At 72.3% G+C, this 19343-nt stretch carries 14 protein-coding genes; 5 read left to right on the top strand and 9 right to left on the bottom strand.

Annotated elements, in window-relative coordinates; genetic code table 11:
• Positions 1 to 7 precede the first annotated feature (7 nt).
• Positions 8 to 829: an MBL fold metallo-hydrolase gene (locus AB0J46_RS35630; protein ID WP_364338495.1), complete on the bottom strand. Its 822-nt coding sequence runs from the start codon at positions 827 to 829 to the stop codon at positions 8 to 10.
• Between the two features lie 134 nt (positions 830 to 963).
• Here AB0J46_RS35630 and AB0J46_RS35625 point away from each other — a divergent pair, with 134 nt between their 5' ends.
• On the top strand, positions 964 to 1551 hold the full coding sequence (locus tag AB0J46_RS35625) for an XRE family transcriptional regulator (RefSeq protein WP_364338494.1): 588 nt from the start codon (positions 964 to 966) through the stop codon (positions 1549 to 1551).
• A 22-nt stretch (positions 1552 to 1573) separates the two neighbouring features.
• Here AB0J46_RS35625 and AB0J46_RS35620 read toward each other — a convergent pair whose 3' ends face one another.
• Positions 1574 to 2710 carry a hypothetical protein gene (locus AB0J46_RS35620; RefSeq protein ID WP_364338493.1) on the bottom strand — a complete coding sequence of 379 codons (1137 nt, stop codon included), beginning with the start codon at positions 2708 to 2710 and terminating at the stop codon, positions 1574 to 1576.
• The gene (locus tag AB0J46_RS35615) at positions 2707 to 3180 is read right to left on the bottom strand and encodes a SigE family RNA polymerase sigma factor (protein ID WP_364338492.1); all 474 of its coding nucleotides are present in this window, start codon (positions 3178 to 3180) and stop codon (positions 2707 to 2709) included. The genes AB0J46_RS35620 and AB0J46_RS35615 overlap by 4 nt, the downstream gene beginning before the upstream one ends.
• Before the next feature lie 289 nt (positions 3181 to 3469).
• Between AB0J46_RS35615 and AB0J46_RS35610 the strand changes: the two genes are divergently transcribed.
• Positions 3470 to 4663: a cytochrome P450 gene (locus tag AB0J46_RS35610; RefSeq protein WP_364338491.1), complete on the top strand. Its 1194-nt coding sequence runs from the start codon at positions 3470 to 3472 to the stop codon at positions 4661 to 4663.
• Entirely contained in the window at positions 4651 to 5586 is a 936-nt protein-coding gene (locus AB0J46_RS35605; protein WP_364338490.1) for a LuxR C-terminal-related transcriptional regulator, read from the top strand. The genes AB0J46_RS35610 and AB0J46_RS35605 overlap by 13 nt, the downstream gene beginning before the upstream one ends.
• Here AB0J46_RS35605 and AB0J46_RS35600 read toward each other — a convergent pair.
• Genes AB0J46_RS35600 through AB0J46_RS35585 form a run of 4 tightly spaced genes read right to left on the bottom strand, consistent with a single transcriptional unit; the run spans position 5572 to position 12075 of the window.
• Positions 5572 to 6312, bottom strand: coding sequence for a thiopeptide-type bacteriocin biosynthesis protein (locus tag AB0J46_RS35600; RefSeq protein ID WP_364338489.1), 741 nt, complete (start codon positions 6310 to 6312; stop codon positions 5572 to 5574). The genes AB0J46_RS35605 and AB0J46_RS35600 overlap by 15 nt on opposite strands.
• Entirely contained in the window at positions 6309 to 8579 is a 2271-nt protein-coding gene (locus AB0J46_RS35595) for a lantibiotic dehydratase (protein WP_364338488.1), read from the bottom strand. The genes AB0J46_RS35600 and AB0J46_RS35595 overlap by 4 nt, the downstream gene beginning before the upstream one ends.
• Positions 8576 to 9898 (bottom strand): SagB family peptide dehydrogenase, encoded by a 1323-nt coding sequence (locus tag AB0J46_RS35590; protein WP_364338487.1) that lies wholly within the window; start codon positions 9896 to 9898, stop codon positions 8576 to 8578. Before AB0J46_RS35590 ends, AB0J46_RS35595 begins: the two co-directional genes overlap by 4 nt.
• An 11-nt stretch (positions 9899 to 9909) precedes the next feature.
• The gene (locus AB0J46_RS35585) at positions 9910 to 12075 is read right to left on the bottom strand and encodes a TOMM precursor leader peptide-binding protein (RefSeq protein WP_364338486.1); all 2166 of its coding nucleotides are present in this window, start codon (positions 12073 to 12075) and stop codon (positions 9910 to 9912) included.
• Positions 12076 to 12696: 621 nt separating this feature from the next.
• Between AB0J46_RS35585 and AB0J46_RS35580 the strand changes: the two genes are divergently transcribed.
• Positions 12697 to 14508 (top strand): BTAD domain-containing putative transcriptional regulator, encoded by a 1812-nt coding sequence (locus AB0J46_RS35580; RefSeq protein WP_364338485.1) that lies wholly within the window; start codon positions 12697 to 12699, stop codon positions 14506 to 14508.
• On the opposite strand, the gene AB0J46_RS35575 is transcribed toward AB0J46_RS35580, so the two are convergent.
• Together AB0J46_RS35575 and AB0J46_RS35570 are read right to left on the bottom strand one after the other, a co-directional pair.
• The gene (locus AB0J46_RS35575) at positions 14498 to 15316 is read right to left on the bottom strand and encodes a DUF4344 domain-containing metallopeptidase (protein ID WP_364338484.1); all 819 of its coding nucleotides are present in this window, start codon (positions 15314 to 15316) and stop codon (positions 14498 to 14500) included. The two genes, AB0J46_RS35580 and AB0J46_RS35575, sit on opposite strands and share 11 nt — an antisense overlap.
• A gap of 143 nt (positions 15317 to 15459) precedes the next feature.
• Positions 15460 to 17313, bottom strand: a complete 1854-nt coding sequence (locus AB0J46_RS35570; RefSeq protein ID WP_364338483.1) for a BTAD domain-containing putative transcriptional regulator — start codon at positions 17311 to 17313, stop codon at positions 15460 to 15462.
• An 87-nt stretch (positions 17314 to 17400) separates the two neighbouring features.
• On the opposite strand from AB0J46_RS35570, the gene AB0J46_RS35565 reads away from it, so the two are divergent.
• Positions 17401 to 19314: an NB-ARC domain-containing protein gene (locus AB0J46_RS35565; protein WP_364338482.1), complete on the top strand. Its 1914-nt coding sequence runs from the start codon at positions 17401 to 17403 to the stop codon at positions 19312 to 19314.
• Positions 19315 to 19343: the final 29 nt, after the last annotated feature.

The following is a 19343-nucleotide window of genomic DNA, read 5'->3' as shown; positions in this document are numbered from 1 at the left end:
GGCTCGATCAGCCGATCGGCGGTGCGAGGTATTCCAGCGAGTAGCCCTCGCCGGAGGGCGTCACGCGGGCGATGCCGGGTGAGTCGAGGTGGGCGCCGGCCACGAAGTGGTGTGGCCGGCTCAGTCGTTCGAGCAGCGCCGCTCGCGCGGCGCGGGCCTCGGACTGGTCGCCGTCGAGCTCCCAGGACACCTTCGGCCGATCGAACTGCAGCGTGGGGACGTGAACGGTGTCGCCCCAGACGAGAAGACGGCCGGCGGAGCTGCTGATCTCGTAGACGGTGTGCCCGGGGGTGTGGCCCGGCGTCGGGAGCGCCGTGGCCCACTCGTTGATCGCCGCCTTCTCCGACACGGGCACGACCCGGTCGCGGATCCGCTCCAGCCGCCGCCCGGCGAAGACCGAGGCGTCGCCCGCGCCGATCCACACGCGCTCAAGCTTGGGGAACGCCTCTGAGCCGTCGGGCGCGATCAGGCCGCTCACGTGGTCTTCGTGGTTGTGGGTGATGGCCGCGTCCGTCACGTCCGCGCGGTCGACACCCGCCTCGGCGAGCGCGTCGTAGATCAGCCCCATGGTGGGGACGTGCCAGGCGTCGGACGCGCCGGTGTCGATGAGCACCGACCGCGTGCCGTCGGTGACGTAGAAGGCGTTGACCGACAGCCGCAGGTTGTCGCCGGCCAGCGGGACGGCGGCCGGGAGCTCGTCGAGCGGGCGCCCGTCCTCGTCGCGCAGCCGTGTGGGCGGCATGTCGATGTACCCGTCGCGCAACGCGATCACCCGCAGCTCGCCGAATTCGAACGTGGCGTGGAGCCGGCCACCCGAAGTGAAACGCATGGAACCTCCGTCATGTCGGGCGCGCATCGCCCGTCTTCGATAGAAGACAATGTCTTCTTTAGGAGAGACCCTACACTGTGGGACAGCGAGGTACGGATCGATCGAGGAGCACGGTGGTCGAGAAAGACGGAAACGTGGCCGAACCACAGCACGGTGACGACCTGGCCGGCGCGTTCGGCGTCAACGTGCGGCGACGTCGCGAGGAGGCGGGCCTGACATTGGAGCAGCTGTCCGCGCAGTCGTCGGTCAGCCGGGCGATGTTGTCGAAGGTCGAACGCGGTGAGAAGAGCCCGACGATCGGCGTCGCGTCCAGGATCGCCCACGCGCTCGACGCGTCGCTCTCGGACCTGATCGGCGCGCCGGCCGGGGCCGCGTCCGGCGTGGCCGTCGTCATGCGCAGGAACCATCGTCCCGTGTTCCGTGACCCGGAGACCGGCTTCGAGCGGCACATGGTGTCCGCGGCCCCGGGCGCGGGAGGAGCCGAGATGGTCTTCCACCACCTCCCCGCCCAGGTGTCCACCGGGCTGCTGCCCGCCTATCCGCCGGGTACGGAGAAACAGCTCGTGGTGCTCGAAGGCACCCTCACCGTCGCGATCGGCGGGATCAACGAGACCCTGGAGACGGGCGACTCCCTGTTCTTCCAGGCCGACGCCGACCACGGCTTCGCCAACCGGACGAACGAACCTTGCGAGTACATCATGTTCATCTCACGACGGACCTGATCGGCCGTGAAGCACCCTCCGGCTACAGGCGACGGCAGTTCCGCGGGCGTTCCGGGCGGTCGTCGGTCCAGCCCGTCGTGGGCGTCCAGGTCTGGGAGTCCACGGTCTGTCCCTTGGGCAGGCCCACGGTGTCCTCTCCGGCCTTGGTGACCTCCGCCAGGATCTCGCCGGTCGCCGGGTCGAGGACGGTCGTATGGTCCTCGATCACCTCGTCGTCCTCGCCGAACTCCCTGAAGTACCGCTTGCCCTTGTCGAAGTCCACGGCCAGGCCCTCGCGGCTCAGCGGGTCCTTGACCACCCCCCGGACGGCGGTCGTCGGCAGTTCGGCCAGCAGGCGCAGGACGGTGGCCCGGACGGCCGGGCGGAGGGGCTTCGACAGCAGGAACCGTGAGTCGGCGATGACCTCCTCCAACGGCTGCGTCGGGCCCTTGTCCTTCTTGGCCGCCTCGGCCCTCAGCCACTCCCGCAGCCCCTTCTCGTCGGCGGGCAGCGCCAGGATCTGGGCCACCGTGTAACCGCCGAGCACGGTGGCGCCGAAACCGCGGACCGGCGCGACGTCGCGGGTGTACTGGCAGGCCGTGTCCTTCGCGAGCATCGGCAGCTTCACGCAGACGGCGGCGCTCGTGCCGGAGGTGCACACCCGCTGCACCTTGCCGGGCGATCCCGCGGCCCGCCAGGCGTGCTCGTCGGCCGGAGTCGCGGGGCTCAGGATCGGTGCACCGTTCTGCGTCTGCACGGGATCCTTGGGGTCGCGCGGCAACCAGAGCACCGACACGGAGGAGAGCTTCGCGTTGAACGTGCGTCCCCCGGCCCGTACCCGGATGAGGCTGTTGTTCAGCATCGACCTGTACCAGTAGGCGCCCTGGTCGTCCGGCAGCCGCGCGATGCGGGCCGCCAGGCCGCGCAGTGCCTCGTTGCCGTCGGCGGCGTGCGGCGCGGGGTTCGACACGGGGGCGGGCACGGCGATCAGGTTCGCCACCAGCGCGACCGCCGTGAGGACGACGGCGACCGCCGCCGCGGCCAGGATCGGCAGCCCTCGAAGGCCCCGTCGCGGCTGGACCGCCGCAGGGGAGGCGACCGGTGCGAGGCTCTCGGGGGACACCAGTTCCGCGCCGGCGGTGAAGGCGTCGCGGAGCCGGTCCTCGATGTTACGGGTCATCGTTCCTCCTCCAGTTCGGCGGCGAGCGCCCGCAGCGCACGGGATGCCGTCGACTTGACCGTTCCGCGGCTGATCCCCATCACCTGGGCGATCTCCGCCTCCGACAGCTCAAGGTAGAAACGCAGCACCAGCACCTCGCGCTGGCGCCGCGGCAGATCCCGGACGGCCTGGAACACCTGCCGCCGGGTCTCGCCCAGCAGCGCCGCGGCCTCGGCCGACCAGAGCGGAACCTCGCGTTGGCCGCGGAACCGCCCGATGACCGCCCTGCGCCGCAACACCATCCGGCTTCCGTTGAGCACGGCCGTGCGCAGGTAGGGCAGCACCTGTTCGTGGTCGGCCAGCGCGCTCCACCTGCGATACACCGCGGCGAAGGCGTCCTGGACCACGTCCTCGGCGGTCTCCTGGTCGCCGACCAGCAGGAACGCCAGTCGTACCAGGGCAAGCCGGTGAAAGAGGAATAACTCGGTCACCGCCGCGTCAACCGACGCCGCGGCGGCCGGAGAACGGGGAGGGCCGTGAGTGATGTCGAACTGCATGTCTTCTCCATGCGCGAGCACCCGCGAAGGTTGCGTCACGCCGGCACGATTCCGGCGAGAAGCTCGTCAGCCGTGCCCGCCGTCGCGTACCGGACGGCGCGGTGACATCCTTCGCAGCCGCCGGTGCGGGGCGGCTGAGGCGCTGCCGTCAACCCTGTGTCAACCGGCTGTCGATCATCGAGTTCTTGGATCGGGATGATCGTAACGACCTGGGGGATGACTCGTGCAAGAACTACCGCGGCTTCCGTTTCCCGGACTCCACCCGTTCGAACTGGCCGCCGGCTACCTGGAAGGCCCGGCCGTCCGCAGGGTGACGACACCGGCAGGGGACCCTGCCTGGCTGGTGACGGGCTACGCCGAGGTTCGCGACCTGCTGTCGGACCGGCGGCTGGGAAGATCGCACCCGTGCCCCGAACGTGCCGCCCGCCTGTCCGGCTCGATCAGGCTGGGCGGCCCGGCGGGCGCACACGCGAGCGAGCGGGCGGATCACGCCGCGATGCGGCGGCTGCTCAATCCGGCCTTCTCCGCCAGGAGGACGGCCGCGCTCCGCGGGTTCGTCCGGCACACCGTGGAGGAGGTGCTGGACGGCGTGGCCGCCCACGGTCCCCCGGCGGACCTGCGGGTTTGCTTCTCCCGTCCGCTGGCCGGGCGGGTCATCTGCGAGCTGCTCGGCGTGCCGTACGCCGACCGTGACGACTTCGCCGCCTGGGCCGACGAGGCGAGCCTGCTGAGCGAGCCGGAGCGGAGCTGGGCGGCCTGGGGCAGGCTCGTCGCATACATGGAGGAGTTGCTCCACCGCAGGCGCCGCCGGCCGGCACGGGACCTGCTGAGCGATCTGGTCGTCGCCGAGAGCCCGTTCTCCGTCGCCGAGCTCGCGCGCCTCGGCGCGGCGGTGCTCTTCGGCGGGTACGCCACCACGGCCCTGCGCGTCGACTTCGTGACGGCCTTCCTGCTGGCCTGCCCCGACCAGCGGGCGCTGGTCCGGCGGAGTCCGGATCTCGTCGAGGCCGCGGTGGAGGAGGGGGTGCGGCTGGCGTCCGCCAACACCCACGGAATACCTCGTTACGCGCACGCCGACCTCAGGATCGGCGGGGTGACGATCAGCGAGGGGGACGGGATCCTGCTCAACGTGCCGGCGGCCAACAGGGATCCCGGCGTCTTCCCCGATGCGGGCAGTTTCGTCGTCACGCGAAGCTCTCCGGCACCGCATCTCGCCTTCGGCCGCGGGCCGCGCCACTGCGTGGGCGCCGGGCTGGCCAGGGTCGAACTCACCGAGGCGGTGAGCGCGATCCTGCGCCGCCTCCCCGGCCTCCGGCTGGCCGTTCCGGTGGCGGAGCTCCGGCAGGTGGGGGGCACCACGACCGAGGACTTCGAGCAGCTGCCCGTGGTGTGGGACGAGCGCCGATGTCCGAGCTGAGCGACGAGGCCGTGCAGATCTATCTGCACGTGGTGCGGCATGGCGGGACCACCATGGCCGAACTGCGGGAGGGCCTCCGGCTCCGGGAGCCCCCTGCGCGGGCCACCACCTGGCTCACCGGCATGGGCCTGCTGCGGGAGGACGCCGGAGGCCGCCTGCACGCGATCGGGCCGGCTTTGGTGGCGGCCGAGACTCTGCAGGAGGAGGCCCGGCTCCGTCTGGAACAGCTGCGGCTGGAACGTACCCGCAGCGTGCTGGCCGAGTTCGGGCCGCTGTACGTGCAGGCGCTCGACGGGTGGCGGGAGCAGGCCGTCACCGCCGTCCCCATGGCGGAGGCGGAGGCGTTGCTCGACAGCGAGCTGTCCGCCTGCGTCGAGGAGGTGGCCGTGGCGCAGCCGGGGGAGGAATCGGTTGCGCGCGGGCTTCGCCGCGCGCTGGAGCGCGGTGTCGCGGTCCGGCTGCTGTGCCTGCACGCGCACCGGCGCATCGCGAGGTCCCGGCAGGACGTGCTCGACCTGTCCGGGATGGGCGCGCAGGTGCGCAGCGTCGCCGAGGTGCCCGCGCGCGTCTTCGTCCTGGACGCCAGGGTCGCGCTCGTCCCGGCGTCCGGCGAGCCGGCGATGATGCTGGTGGTCCGGGAGCCGACGCTGGTGGCGTTCGCGCACCGGGTCTTCGAGTCGTACTGGACGTCGGGGGAGCAGTTCGCCGCGGAGTACAGCGCACCGGTGCTGGACGACCTCCGGTCGACCATCCTGGCCATGCTGGCGGAGGGGGCCAAGGACGAGTTCATCGCCCGCGCGATCGGGCTGTCGGTCAGGTTGTGCCGCCGGCACATCGCCGAGATCATGAAGACGCTGGGCGCGCAGAGCCGTTTCCAGGCCGGATACCTGGCCAAGGAGCTGACTCCGTCAGCCGAGGAGTAGCTGCTCGGCGATCAGCGCTTCCTCCAGCACGTTCAGGCCCAGCCGGTTGTTCGTGGTGTGGACGAAGTGGAACAGCAGGTGCGGGGCGGCCCGAGGCCCTTCGGCCAGGGCCCTTTCCAGGTGGTGCACGTACAGGCCGAACGCGGGGCCGCTCAGGGGGGCCGGCTCCACGGGGCGGCGGCCGGCGAGCAGGCGGATCCTGGCTCGCCGCTCCTGGTCGTGGCCGGTCCAGTACCACGCCATGTGGTAGAGGAACGATCTGCGGCCCGCCGGCGGCAGCAGCTCGGCCGCCGTCTGCGTGACGGTCAGCGCGGTGGCCAGCCGCCGTTCCCGCCGGCTGGGCCCGGCGAGGGACAGGGCGAGCTCACTGGAGGCATGGAAGACCCGCTCGGCGCTCGCCACGCCGGCGACGCCGCCGTACTTGGCCGACTCGGGCTCGTAGAGGGACAGTGCCGCACCGCGCCAGGACTCGGCCAGGCCCTTCGGCCACGCGTCCCGGACCTCGAACACCTGCCGGGCGAGCCGCCGTAGCCCGGAGATCCGGTCCGGCGTCGCCGCCAGGCGCAGCCGGACGTGCGGCCCCCACCGGTCGGTGAACCGGAGGAAGAACCAGCGGTCGATCCCGCCGGCCGCCCCGACCAGCCGGCTCAGCGGGTGCTCCACCACGTCCTGGAGACGGTCTCCAGACTCGACGATGAGCCGGTAGTAGAGCCAGTCCCGCCTCATGCGCCGCTGTCCAGCCGGACGAGGGCGACGAACTCGGCGGCACGGGCGCTGCCGGAGTCGTCGCGCACCCAGTGCTGCTCACGGGTGGGCAGAGCCTCGGTCAGTTCGATCTCCCCGCCGGTCAGCTCGTGGTCGAGCAGCGCGATGGTGTGCGGCGCGTGGAAGTCCACCCAGAACGGTTTGCGCCCGCCGCGCCGGACGAACACCTGGCGCGGGACGGCATGAGCGGCCCGCCAGACGTCGAGGTCCGCCAGGTGCCGGGCCCACGAGCCGGTACGCCGCGGGACGGCGGCGGCGGGCAGCCGCCAGCGCGCCCGGCTCATGACCACCCTGCCCTGCCGCACCCTCGCGGCCGGCGTTCCCGGAGGTCCCGGCGTCTCCAGGGACGCCGGGATCCAGGGGTGCGTCAGCGTGGCCAGCAGCCGCACCGGCCCGTGCAGCAGGGGCAGCGGCATGGCGCCCAGGTAGACGAAGGCGGCGCGGGCGCCCGCCGGATCACGGACCTGCAGTGTGCCGGTCCGGCGGTCGTGGGTCACCGCGAAGCCACGCAGGTCGCGGCCTTGCGGAGGGCCGAGGTCGGAAGGCCAGGCGACGCACTCGAAGAGCCGGGCGGCCGGCATCTGCACGGCGGCGAAGTCCGCTCCGGCGAGCAGCTCGTACACCGTGCACCCCGGGTGCAGGGAGGAGATCCAGGCCCGTAGCGTGTCCGCCGTGCCGTGGGCGCCGTCCCAGCGCGCGGCCTGCCCGCCCGGCTCGACGCAGACCTGGTTAACCACCAGGGTGTAGTCGCCCCGGTCGAGGGCCGCGCGGTCGTCCGCGGCGAGCTGGTAGAACACCGTGGCGGCGGGGAAGCCCAGCGTGCCGCCGGGCTGTGGCGGGCGCGCCGGGGAGGGGGCGGGGGTCCACGGATAGGTGTAGAGGAACTCCAGGAGGTCGTCGCAGCGCCCGCCGGGGCCGTACCGGGCGACGAAGTGCCGGACCAGGCCCTCGTACAGGCGCGTTCGGCCGAGTTCGGCCCGGATCCGCGCCGCCACGACGCCCAGGTCCTCGCTCACCTGCGGGGGGAGGGCGGGCAGCGGAACGTCGTCGGCGGGCAGGGTCTCGTGGAACAGGGGGGCGTTCCGGAGCCAGGCGGGCGGGGAGGTCTCCAGGCGTTCGAAGACGTCGGCGGCGGCCTGCCGTACCCGGGCGTCGAGCCGTACCCGTTCGGCGGCGTCGGCGGCCGGCATCCGCTGTTCGGCCCGCTTCAGCTCGGCGAGGGCGCCGGACACGGGTCCCGTGGGCACGCGGTCGGCGATCCGGGCCAGCCAGTCGCGTTCACCGGATCGCCACGGGACATCGGGGAGCAGCAGCCCCATCTCCACCCACCTGCCGGCCAGTTCCGTCCCGGCTCGGGGCCGGTTGTCGAGAGGGCGGGCGCTGTCCGTGTGGTCAGGGATGAGGTGGCCGGGCACGTAGAGGGAGGCGTCGGTCAGCTCGTCCCAGCGATGCGGCAGGAGCCCGGCGGGCACGTCGTAGCAGGGCAGCATCGCGTACCAGGTTCCGGCGACTTCGCGCAGGCTCGGGTTGACGCGGGAGGGGAACCGCGACGACAGGCGCGGGTGCTGCGCGCAGGCCCGGACGAGGGCGACCGCCAGATGAAGGGGAGAGCTCACCGTCGCGGTCGAGGGGACGGTACGGCCCAGCGCCCCGAACGGGCTCGGCTTCAGCGCCGCCCTGGTGGCGTACGACACGGCGGTCCGGCACGTCCTGCTGTCCGGCGGGCACGCCCGGGCGGACCCGGGGCCGAGCAGGACGCGCGTGAAGGCGGGGCTCGCCAGCGCGAGCGTGCTCATGATGCCGGGCCGGGTCAGCAGGCCGAACACCTGGCGGCCGGCCGCCGCGACGTGCGCGGCCGCCGCCCGGTCGGTCTCGGCCAGGCTTTCCCGCAGCGTGGCGACCGAGCGGAGCCAGGAGCCGACGAGATCGCGAAGCTCACGGTCGAGGTGCCGTTCCACGGCGCCGGCGGCGGCGCGCGTGCGGTCGGAGCAGCGGCCGTTGTGGGCGTCGCGCCGCAGCCTGAGCGCCTCCCGCCGGGCCTCGTCCGCCAGGCGGGGGACGACGTCGTGCAGGGCGCCGGCGACCCGGCGGCCGAGCTCCTCCGAGCGGTCGCGCTGGATGGCGGCCCGCTCCAGCAGGCCGCCGAGCTCGGGGGCGACCAGCGCGTCGAGATCCCGCACCGGCAGTCCGGCCACCCTCATCAGCACCAGGGGCACGACCGGCGTCATGAGGGACGGCTGCCCAGCATGAACTCGCCCACGGCCGACTCCTCAAGACGGTCGAGGCCGAGCACCCGGGCCGACAGGTCGGAGTCGCCCGACCCGAGCGCGCACGGCGCCAGTCCCATGGCGGTCGCCACCAGGTACATCGTCTGGTAGAGCACTCCGACGTTCTTGAGCGTGGCCGCGTACGCCAGGCCCCGGTACTTCCAGGACAGGCGCTGGAAGCGCGAGGTGATCACGAACATGACGTCGGGGGAGCGGGCCAGTCCGGCGGCCGAGCGGGCGTCGCCCAGGATCCGCGCGAGGTCGGCGGGGCGGGCCTCGACGCCGGTCAGCCGGTGACCCAGCGGGTCGTAGTGGTAGATCCCGGGGGCCAGGCCGTCGCACCTGTCGACGAGCGGGTAGAGCTCCAGGTCGTAGCAGGCGCCGCCGGACGGATAGGGCCGCGAGCTGGCCTGGTAGGGCAGCCCCTCGGCGTCTGTGAGCGAACGCACCCGCCCCACCCGCCACAGGAACTCCGCCACCTGGTCCGCCCGCAGCGGCCGCTGTCCGTACTCGCGGATCGAGCGCCGCTGCTCCAGTACGTCGGTGAAAGCCGGATCGCGCTCGGAGACCGCGTCCAGGTCGGGTGCGGGGAGGCCGACGACCCGCCCCGCGGGCGGCCGTCTCACGGCGGGCCGCGGCGGGATCTCCCCTCTGAACGGGTACGTGGCGCCGAACGGCTCGCCGTGCCGTCCCAGCCTGCTGCGCGAATGGAAGAGCAGGTCGTGGAACTCCCACTGGCGCAGGACGTCCGGCTCGTGGAAGCCGCTGCCGGTGTCGAGCTCCAGCAGTCCGGCGGCGTGCAGGAAGGCGTCGGTGAGCCCGGACGCCGCCCGGCCGGCCGACAGGCCCGCCATGAATCGCCAGCCCTCGTCCGAGTGCCAGCGGAGGCGGACCATCGACAGCGGCGACTCCAGGACGAGGTCTCCCTGGTGCGCGCGGGACATCGCGAACCGGGAGAGCCGGACCCGCGTCCCGGCGGCGAGGGGCGCCGGCGCGAACGTCGCGGTGCGCGTCAGCCGCTCGACGCTCAGCACGGGACGGTCCTCCGCGTCGACGAGGAAGCTGGTGACCAGCGGTGACAGCCGGGCGCACAGCCGGTCGAGCTCCGGGTCGCAGGTGACGCGCTCAACCGCGAGGCGCTGGAGCGCGGCCCGCAGCGCAGGCGGCACACCACGGAGGCGGAAGGTCGCCATGGCGTGCCGTACGTGCGTGACCGAGCCTTCCGGCAGCACCTGCACGCCCTCCCTGAAGGCCAGGCGCGGTGACAGCTCGGGGTTCATCTCACCACTCCTCAGACGAAGACGCCGATGGGGTTGAGCTGGTCCTCGGTGCGCGGCTCCGGCAGCCAGCCCAGCTCCACGGGCACGTTGTAGAGGCGTCCGGGCGCGTAGCGGGGCCAGAAATGCCGCATCCCGGGCACGATGACCTTCACCACGGGCAGCCCGGTGTCCGGCCGGGTCTGATCGAGCACCAGCATCTCCATCCCCTTGCCCTCCACGATCCGCTGCGCCTCCAGCAGGTCGTCACGGAGGTTGGGACGGAAGACGCAGGGATGGTCGGCGGCCGTCCGGGCGGGCAGGGTCGCGTGGGGCAGCAGGTAGGGCTGGTTCGTGACGGTCGCCGTACGCCACCACCGCACCTGGTACGGATCGTCGTAGGCGTAGGAACCCGTGCCGTCGGCCCGCATGGGCAGCACCGCGGGCAGGAACTGGTTCATCTCGGTCATGGCCCGCGAAATGGCGATGCGCATGTCGAAATGCGCGCCGAACGCGACGAGAATGTCCTCCGCCGGTTTGTCATATCGTCGGGAAACGGCCGCGGCCACCGGGACGCCGAGATCGGTGGTGAGGTCGAGAATCCACGTCTCGCGGTTCATCCGGTGGTACTCGTGCTGCCATCGGGAGAAATAGTCGTCACCGAATGCGGCCAGCTCCACACCCGGGCGGGAAATTCGGTTGTACCACCAGATGGCGACGCTGTCGCGCTCGACGAGTTCCAGGAATCCCTGCAGCGCGGCGTCCTCCGTGCTGGATCCCGCGGCGGCGCCGTTGGAATCGGCCTTCACCGGGCCGCCGCCGGGATATTGGTAGTAAAGGGAGCCGGTCGGCAGGTATTTATGGCGTTGTTCGGTCAGCGACCACACCGGGCTCCACTCCATCTCGGCGTCCTCGTCGAACGGCTCGGGCACCCAATGGAACGGGCAGTCCCCGGCGTTCCAGGAGTCGCGTTCGCTGATCTGCCGGTCGCTGTAGCGGCAGACGGCATTGGGGTGGACGGCCCGGTCCCCGAGTGAGCGCAACGAGCCGGTGACGCGGGGCTCGTCCCCCTGGAAGACGCCCGAGTAGCGTTCGATGGCTTCGGCCAGCGCGCCGGCCTTGGCCTGCACGTCGCTGCGGCCCTTGCCGCCGCTGCTCATGCGCAGGCCGGACCGCAGCCCGTCCAGGTCGCGCGCGCGGGCGGCGAAGTTGTGCCCGGCGGTGTAGGTGTGCAGCAGGTCGGTGTCGGTCTCCTGTTTCACCAGGCGGGGGACGAGGCCGGTGACCGGGCTGACCAGATGCTGGTGGTCGGCGAGGAACCTCTCGGGATCCCGGGCCCGGTGCCCTCCGTCCGACGTGGCCGCCTTGACGCGGTCGGTGAATCGCACGGCGTCGGGGACGCGGTCGGGGCTGGTGTCGGCGGTGCCGCATTCGGGGCACTGCGGTCTCGCCTGCACCGCGTGCCGCTCCGGCGTCAACGTGAGGGTGTCGAGCGTGATCACGGCGTCCTCCTCCGTGCGCGCGCCGGCCAGCCACTTCTGCGCCTCCAGCGCGGCCAGCCGGACCGCGACGGCCACGCCGGCGGGGACGTCCGTGGCCGCCAGCGGCAACTCGGGCAGGCCGCCGGCCCGCCGTACGAAGGAGGCGACCGGGTGGTGGCCGCGCAGGCGGTGCTCCAGGCAGGCCCAGCACGCGGACCGTCCGGGCCGGAACAGCGGGCCGATCCAGATCGTCGTGCCCGTCGGCTTGGCCAGCAGCCAAGGGCGGCCCTCGCGCAGGCAGGCCCGGTTGATGCCGGCCAGCTCGGAGTGCAGGTAGTGGTCGGTCAGCACGACGGTGAGGCCGGCCTCGGCGCCGCCCAGGCGCAGCCCCGCCTCGTCGGCCGCGACGGTGAACCACTCGCGCCGGGTGCCGCCCAGCGCGAGCAGCCGCACGCTGCCGGCGCGCACCGACTCGCAGGCTGTGTCGCCGTTCAGCCCGGCACGCTCCCAGTACCCCGCCGCCCGCCGATCGGTGCCCGGATCCATCTCCACAACATGCCCTGCCTCGGCCAGCAGCCCGAGCGCCCGCTCCACGGCCTCCGCCCCGTACGCCGCGGCCAGCTCGCCGACGACCTCGGCGCGGGTGCGGGATCCGTCCAGCAGAGGCGCCATCTTCTCGATCAACGCGCCGCGCAGAAGGAGCTGACGGTGTTCGGACATGAGAAACACGCCGTGCTCCGGCACCACATGCGCCGCGGCGAACCTGGTGAATCCAATGGCGACCGGCAATTCTGCTCCTTCGGGTGAAAGTGATTCGGCCCCCCGCGTGGGGGGCCGAATCGGCTGTCGTTCAGATCAGCAGCTGTTTACGTCGGCGGAAGGGTGAAGCACAGGACGGTGCTGGTGCAGCCCCGTGCGATTCCTTCGGCGTCCGCGAGTTCCTCGATGGTGATGTCCATCGCGGCGATCCTGACGTCTTCCATGTCCGTCCTTTCGATTATCAGTCGCAGCCCACGCAGAAAACGGAGCTGATTGACGATGGCGCCGTGTCGGCGTCCTGGCTCAGGTCCTCGATCGTCAGTTCCGGAGCCGTGCCCATGGAGTGGTCCATGGTTCCTCCTTTCGGTGATTCCGGCGAACGGGAGCCACTCTGCCCGCCATTCCGGGAATTCGCCATGAAAAGCAGACGGCAGGAACGTGCCACGGCAGCAACCTGAGGCACGGGACGGCGGCCAGGGCGATGGACGAGTCGTCGATTCTTCGTCCATGAAACGTCTACCGGCCCCCCTCACCATTGCCTGCGTTCAGATCGGAACCGTTGGGGGGTCAACGATGCGGTCGATGCGTTTCGGCGTGCTCGGAACTGTCGAGGTGTGGCGGGGGAACGAACGTCTGGAGGTGGGCACGCCGCGCAACAGGGCGGTGCTCGCCCGGCTGCTGCTGTCGCCGGGGAGGGTCATCCCCGTCGACCAGTTGCTGGACGACCTGTGGGAGGGCGACCCGCCGCCGCAGGCGCTGTCCTCGTTGCGGACGTTCGTCTGCCGGCTGCGTCGCGTGGTCGAGCCACCCGCGCAGGAGCCCGGAAGGCCGTCCGTGCTGATCACCGAGCCGCGCGGCTACGTCCTGCGGGTGGAGGAGGCGGCACTCGACTCGGCCAGGTTCGAGCGGCTGCTGCAGCAGGCCAGAGCGGCCACAGAGCCACGTACCGCCCTCGACCTGGTCGACGAGGCACTCGGCCTGTGGCGGGGCCCGGCCTACGCCGAGTTCGCGCACACCCTGTGGGCGCGGGGAGAGGCGACCAGGCTGCAGGAACTCCAGCTCGGGGCGACGGAACGCAGACTCGACACCCTGCTCGCCCTGGGCCGGCACGCCGAGGCCGTCCCGGCGCTGGAGGCGCACGCGCGCGCCCAGCCCACCCGCGAGGAGGGCTGGCGGCTGCTCGCTCTGGGCCTCTACCGCTCCTCCAGGCAGGGCGACGCGCTTGCCGTACTGGCCGAGGCGCGTCGCTACCTGGCCGATGAGCTCGGCGTCGATCCGGGGCCGGAGCTGCGCAAACTTGAGGCCGACATCCTCGCGCAGACCGCCGAGCTCGACCTGCCGCCGGCGCCGGTTGCGACCAGGAAGCCGGTCGCCCGCCTGCGCTGCCTCGGCAGGGACGATCAGCTCGCGGCCGCCGGTGCGGCCATGGCCGCCGCCGAGTCCGGCACCGGCGGCAGCCTGCTGTTCGACGGCGTGCCGGGCGCCGGCAAGACCCAGCTCCTGAGGGGGGTCGAGGCCCTGGCCGACATGCGCGGATTCCAGGTGGCGCAGGCACAGGCGCATCCGCTGGAGAGCGAGTACGACTACGGCGTGGCCCGGCAGATCTTCGAGCCCATCCTGTACGCCCTGCCGGCGCAGGAGCGGCAGCAACTGCTCAGCGGGACGGTCGAGCCCGCGGCCGACATCGTCTGGCACAACCGGCCGTCGTCGGGCGGTCCGGACGCGTTGCACGCGCTCTACCGGCTGGCCGTGCGGCTGGCGGAGCGGGTGCCGCTGCTGATCCTCATCGATGACCTGCAATGGTGCGACCCCGGCTCGTTGCGCTGGCTGGCCTACCTGGCCAGGCGCATCGAGCGGGCGCCCCTGCTGGTCGCCGCGAGCAGGGCGACCGGCGTCCCGGCCGGCGACGGTCAGCTGCTGGAGTCCCTCTGCTCGATCTTCGGCCTCGTGCGCCTGGGCGGTCTGCCCCGCGAGGCGGCGGCGGCCCTGGCCGGCGAGCTGCTCGGCGCGGAACCGGAGCCCGCGTTCATCTCCTCGTGCCTGCGTGAGACCGGCGGCAACACGTTCCTGTTCACCGAGCACATGCGGGCGCAGGGGGCGGGGGAGCGGTCCACCTCCATCGAGCGGTGGGTGGCCGGCCAGCTCCGCCACGCGGGGCCCGGGGCCGCCGCGCTGGCCGAGGCGGTCGCGGCACTCGACCACGACGCGGAGTTCCACGCTGTGGCCGACCTGGCCGGTCTGCCGGACAGCCAGGCGGCCGCCGCCCTGTCGGCGCTGGTCGGCATGGGGATCCTGGGTGACGGGTCGCCGCTGCGGTTCACCCAGCCTGTCGTGCGGCGGGCCGTGCTCGAAGGCGTGCGGGCCGGTGTCCCGCAGTTCGCCCTCAGCCCTTGATGTGCGGCTCCAGCAGCTTCGTCCAGGAGTTGGCGAGCTTGTCGTACTCGGCCGGGCACTTCGCGGCGCGCCCTTCCGGCAAGCCGTCCTCCCCGACCCAGTCGGCGTAGGCCTTGGGGTCGGAGCCATAGATCCAGCACATGTAGTTGAAGGCCCGCTGCTCGTCCATCGAGTGCTCGTCGTAGAACGGGAGCGCGGCCCGGTCCTGGTCGCCGGCCGACGAGAAGTAGTAGTTGATCGTCTGGACGCTCGCGGAGTCGTCGTCGTTCTGGGACATCATGAGCGCAGACAACTGGTCGGCCGCGTCGTCCTCCTTGCCGAGGGCGGGCAGGTCGTAGAGGTCGATCACGGCGTGGCCGAGCTCGTGGTACAGCGTGTCGACGAGGTTGGCCTGGCCGTGCTGGTCGTTCTCCTCCTCCGACCCGGCCTTGTCGCGGTACCGGGTGAAGCCGTCGGCCACGAGCTCGTAGCACATGGTGATCTTCTTCTCGTCGGGGCTGTAGTAGGCGTTCACCTCGCCGCACTGCTCGCCGGCCAGTGTGACGTCGTACGGCAGGACGAGCATGCCGTTGAGGCTGGCGGCGAAGCCTTCGAGCACCTTGCCCGGCTTCAGCAGCTGCAGCCCTTCGGCGGCGAGGTCGGTGTCGGCCTCGCCGTACTCGGCGACGAACTTCCCCCCGGCTGCTTGGGTCGCCTTGGGGGCTTCCTCCTTGGCGGCCACCGGCTGCTCCGTGCCGCCGCAGGCGGACAGCAGGGTGGTGAGGAGCAGCACGCCGGCGCCCGTCGTGAGCTGATTCCACTTCATCATGTCTCCAGGTCTGAGTTGATCCTCGGATCCTGCAGCCACGATCTTGGTGTCCGATGGACGGATGGTCTCCGCGCTCCGCGTGCGCCACCGGCGGTTCCGTCAATGTGCCGTCGATCGGCTGTCGACGACGACGGGCCATCGTCTCAGGTCATGACCAGTGGCACGGCGAGCTCGCCCGGCGCTTCGGTGAGGGTCCGGCCGTAGAGCCACAGCAGCGTGTGGAAGCGATAGTGCCCCGGGCTGGGCGAGTCGAGCATGCCCAGGTCGACCAGGCTCTCGACGATCTCCTCCGCGTCGAGGGTCTCGAGGCCGAGCACTCCCGCCGCGACAGGCAGCGGGAACGAGGTGGTGGGAAGAGCCGTGAGCAGCCTGAAGGCGCGCGCCTGCGTCGCATCGAGCCGCTCGTAGCCGATCCGGCAGGTCGCCTCGACGGTCATGGTGCCGAGCCGCAGCTCGGATAGGCGGGTGCGCTCGTCGGCCAGCCTCCTGACCAGGGAGGAGATCGTCCACAGCGGCCTGGAGACCAGCCGGGAGGCCGCGATGCGCACCGCGAGCGGCAGGAACCCGCACAGGGCGACCGCGTCCTGCGCCGCCGCCGGCTCGGCGGCGACCCGATCCTCCCCCACGATCCGGGTGAACAGCCGCACCGCGTCGCAGGGGCCGAGCACGTCGAGGTCGACTCGGCCGGTGGTCGGCAGCCCCGCGGGCTTGGCCCTGCTCGTCACCAGCACGGCGCAGCCTCCTGTCCCCGGCAGCAGGGGCCTGACCTGCGCGTCGTCCACGGCGTCGTCCAGGACCACGAGCATCCTGCGGTTCACCATGAAGCTCCGGAACAGCGCCGCCCGCTGTGCCGGGTCCTCGGGGACGTCCAGGTCGGGATGGCCGAGCGCGCACAGGAACGCGCGCAGCGCCGCGGCGGGCTCGACGGGCCGGCCGCCGGCTCCGCACAGGTCGATGTAGAGCTGGCCGTCGGGGAAGGCGTCGCTGAGCAGATGGGCGAGGTGGATCGCCAGGGCCGTCTTGCCCACGCCGCCCTTGCCGGAAAGGCTCACCACGGTGGTCGCCTGCCCGGAGCCGGACTTCAGCACCTCGCTGAGCAGGGCGACCTCGTCGTCCCTGCCGGTGAAGTCGGACAGGTCGGCCGGCAGCTGGGCCACCCGGGGGAGTGCCTCGTCCTCGTGGCGGGCCGGTGAGGGCCCCGGGCCGGCTCCGGGGTCGACCCGGGCGGGCAGCAGCTGAGGGTCCGACGTGAGGATGCGTTGGTGCAGCTCCCTGAGCTCGCCTCCCGGGTCGATGCCGAGTTCCTCGGCGAGCAGACGCCTGGTGCCGTCGAAGACCTCCAGCGCCTCCGCCTGTCGGCCGCAGCGGAACAGGGCCAGCATCAGCAGCGCGCTGAGCGACTCCCGCAGCGGGTGCGCGGCGGACAGCACGGCCAGCTCCGCCGCGGCCTCCGTGGCTCGTCCGAGCTCGATGTCGAGTTCGAGCTTGACCTGCAGGGCGCTCAGGCGGCGATCGCCGAGCCGGTCGCGCTGAGCCTCCGCGTACGGCCCGGCCGTACCGTCCATGGCGTCGCCCTGCCACAGACCGAGGGCCGCTGACATCAGCGTGCGGGCACGGGCGGGGTCGCCTTCCGCTCGGGCCTTCTCGGCCTCGGCGTACCTGTCCTCGAAGACGGCGACGTCCAGCGCGTCCCTGGGGACGGACAGGGCGTAGCCGGTGCCCGCGGAGACGACCACGCCCGGCCTGGACCGGTCGGGTTCCAGCACCTTGCGCAGGCGGTAGGCGTAGGTGCGCAGGGTGCTGAGGGCGCGCAACGGCGGGTCCTGCCCCCAGATCGCGGCGATGAGCGCGTCGCAGGTGATCGCCCGGCCCTCGTGGAGGAGGAGGGCGCCGAGCACCGCGCGCTGCTGTGGCGAGCCGAGGTTGAGCTCTTTGTCGCCTTCCCAGGCCCGAACGGGACCCAGTACCGAAAAGTACAACCTATGAGATCGTTCCATACCGCGCCTTCGGAATATTTGTACGAATGATAGTCATTTGCTTTCTTCGATGACTCGTTGTGGATCAGGTTTGGGGTGGGTTTCTCGGTGTTGCGGCCAGCACAGTTACCGGCTGACATTCCTGACTTCACCGGCAGGAAGCAGCTGATCGCTCAGCTGGCGGAGCGGCTCACCAGCCCGGGCAACGCGCTGACCGTGGTGGCCGTCTCCGGGGCGGGCGGGATCGGCAAGACCACGCTGGCGCTGCACGTGGCGCACGCCGCACGGGCCGCCTACCCGGACGGGCAGCTCTACGCGAGCCTGCGCGGCACGGGAGCAACCCCCCTGCGGGCCGAGGACGTGCTCGCCGACTTCCTGCGGGCGCTCGGGCTCAGCGCCCGGGAGATCCCCTCCGGGGTGCACGAGCGGACCGCGCGGCTGCGCTCGGTGCTGTCGGGACGGCGGGTGCTGATCCTGCTCGACGACGCCGCGGACGCCGCGCAGGTCGCGCCGCTGATGCCCGGCGCAGCCACCTGCGCGGTGCTGGTGACCAGCAGGTCGTGGCTGGGCGACCTGCCGGGCGCGCATCAGGAGGGGCTCGGCCTGTTCCGCGAGGAAGAGGCGCTGGAACTGCTGGCCCGCGTCGCGGGGGCGGAACGGGTCGCCGCCCGGCCCGCGGCGGCGGTCGAGCTGGTCGAGTCCTGCGGGCTGCTGCCGCTGGCCGTGCGGATCGTGGCGGCGCGACTCGCCGCGCGGCCGGGCATGAGCGTGGAGATGCTGGCCAGGCGGCTCGCCGACGAGCGGCGCAGGCTCGCCGAGCTCAAGATCGGCCGCGATGCGGTGGAGTCGTGCTTCGCGCTCGGTTACGAGCCGCTCGACGCCGATCACGCCCGGGCGTTCCGGCTGCTGGCGCTGATGGACGGGCCCGACCTGTCCGTCGCCGCCGCGGCGGCCGTCCTGGACGTGGGCCGGGCGGAGGCCGAGAACCTCTGCGAGTCGCTCGTCGACTTGAGCCTGCTGGAGTCGCGGGGGCCCGCCCGCTACCGGTACCACGATCTCGTCCGCCTGTACGCCAGAGGGCTCGCCGAGCGGGCGGACCCGGCGGGCGAACGGACGGCCGCACTCGACCGGCTGCTCGACCACTACCTCGCCGGAATCAGAGGAGTCTGCCGGGTCTCGCTCCCCGGGTTCGTCCATCAGGCCGGGCACCAGGGCCCCGAGCTCACCTTCGCCGACGCGCCCGCCGCCCGCGCCTGGGTACGCGCCGAGCAGGCCAACGTCAGCGCGGCGGTCGAGCAGGCGGGACGTTCGGGAACCCGCGTCCTGTCGGAAGAGGTGCCGCTGCTGGCGGAGGTGACGGGGCTGGCCGAGATCGACGACCGCCTCATCCTCGGCGCCGTCCTGCACGCGCTGGGACTGGGTGCGCTGCGGGTGCGCGGCGTCGACGAGGCGATCAGCCTGCTGTCGGCGGCACTGGCCGTCGCCGAGGCGCAGCACAGCCCCCAGCTGGCGGCCAGCGCCCACGGCCTGCTGGCCATGGCGCTGGGCGACGCCGGGTTCGTCACCGAGGCCAGGGCCCACGTGCGGGAGGGGCTGCGCCTGGCGCACGAGATCGGCGACACCCAGGGGATCGGGGTCAACCATCTGGGCGCCGCCGCGGCGGCGTTCCATTCGGGCGACCTGGAGGAGGCCATCGACAGCCTGCTGGAAAGCGCTCGCGCCTACCGCGAGGGCGGCCTGCCGCTCAGGGCGGCGTGGGCGTCCCACCGCCTCATGGACGCCTACCGCGCCCTGGGACGCCCGCAGGAGGCGGTGCAGGTCGGCGAGGAGGCGCTGCCGCTCTACCGGTCGATGAACGACCCCTTGCTCGCCGGCAGGATCCTGAGCCGGCTCGGACAGGCGTGGACCGACCTCGGGGAACCGGAACGGGCCCGGCGCTGCTGGCAGGAGGCCGACGCGATCCTCGGCCCCTACGACATGGCCGAGGGACGAGCCGTCCGCCGCCGTCTCGGGACCGCCTGACGGGAGGGGTTCACCGGTTGATGACCGGC

Source organism: Nonomuraea sp. NPDC049758, assembly GCF_040674635.1.
Classification (GTDB): Bacteria; Actinomycetota; Actinomycetes; order Streptosporangiales; family Streptosporangiaceae; genus Nonomuraea.
The sequence above is the reverse complement of the archived record's forward strand: the minus strand, read 5'-3'. Positions and strand labels throughout refer to the sequence as shown.

Coding starts and splice junctions, on each gene's coding strand:
- AB0J46_RS35630 (WP_364338495.1), bottom strand. CDS start 829: ATGCGTTTCACTTCGGGTGGCCGGCTCCACGCCACGTTCGAATTCGGC.
- AB0J46_RS35620 (WP_364338493.1), bottom strand. CDS start 2,710: ATGACCCGTAACATCGAGGACCGGCTCCGCGACGCCTTCACCGCCGGC.
- AB0J46_RS35605 (WP_364338490.1), top strand. CDS start 4,651: ATGTCCGAGCTGAGCGACGAGGCCGTGCAGATCTATCTGCACGTGGTG.
- AB0J46_RS35600 (WP_364338489.1), bottom strand. CDS start 6,312: ATGAGGCGGGACTGGCTCTACTACCGGCTCATCGTCGAGTCTGGAGAC.
- AB0J46_RS35595 (WP_364338488.1), bottom strand. CDS start 8,579: ATGACGCCGGTCGTGCCCCTGGTGCTGATGAGGGTGGCCGGACTGCCG.
- AB0J46_RS35590 (WP_364338487.1), bottom strand. CDS start 9,898: ATGAACCCCGAGCTGTCACCGCGCCTGGCCTTCAGGGAGGGCGTGCAG.
- AB0J46_RS35585 (WP_364338486.1), bottom strand. CDS start 12,075: ATGTCCGAACACCGTCAGCTCCTTCTGCGCGGCGCGTTGATCGAGAAG.
- AB0J46_RS35580 (WP_364338485.1), top strand. CDS start 12,697: ATGCGTTTCGGCGTGCTCGGAACTGTCGAGGTGTGGCGGGGGAACGAA.
- AB0J46_RS35575 (WP_364338484.1), bottom strand. CDS start 15,316: ATGATGAAGTGGAATCAGCTCACGACGGGCGCCGGCGTGCTGCTCCTC.
- AB0J46_RS35570 (WP_364338483.1), bottom strand. CDS start 17,313: ATGGAACGATCTCATAGGTTGTACTTTTCGGTACTGGGTCCCGTTCGG.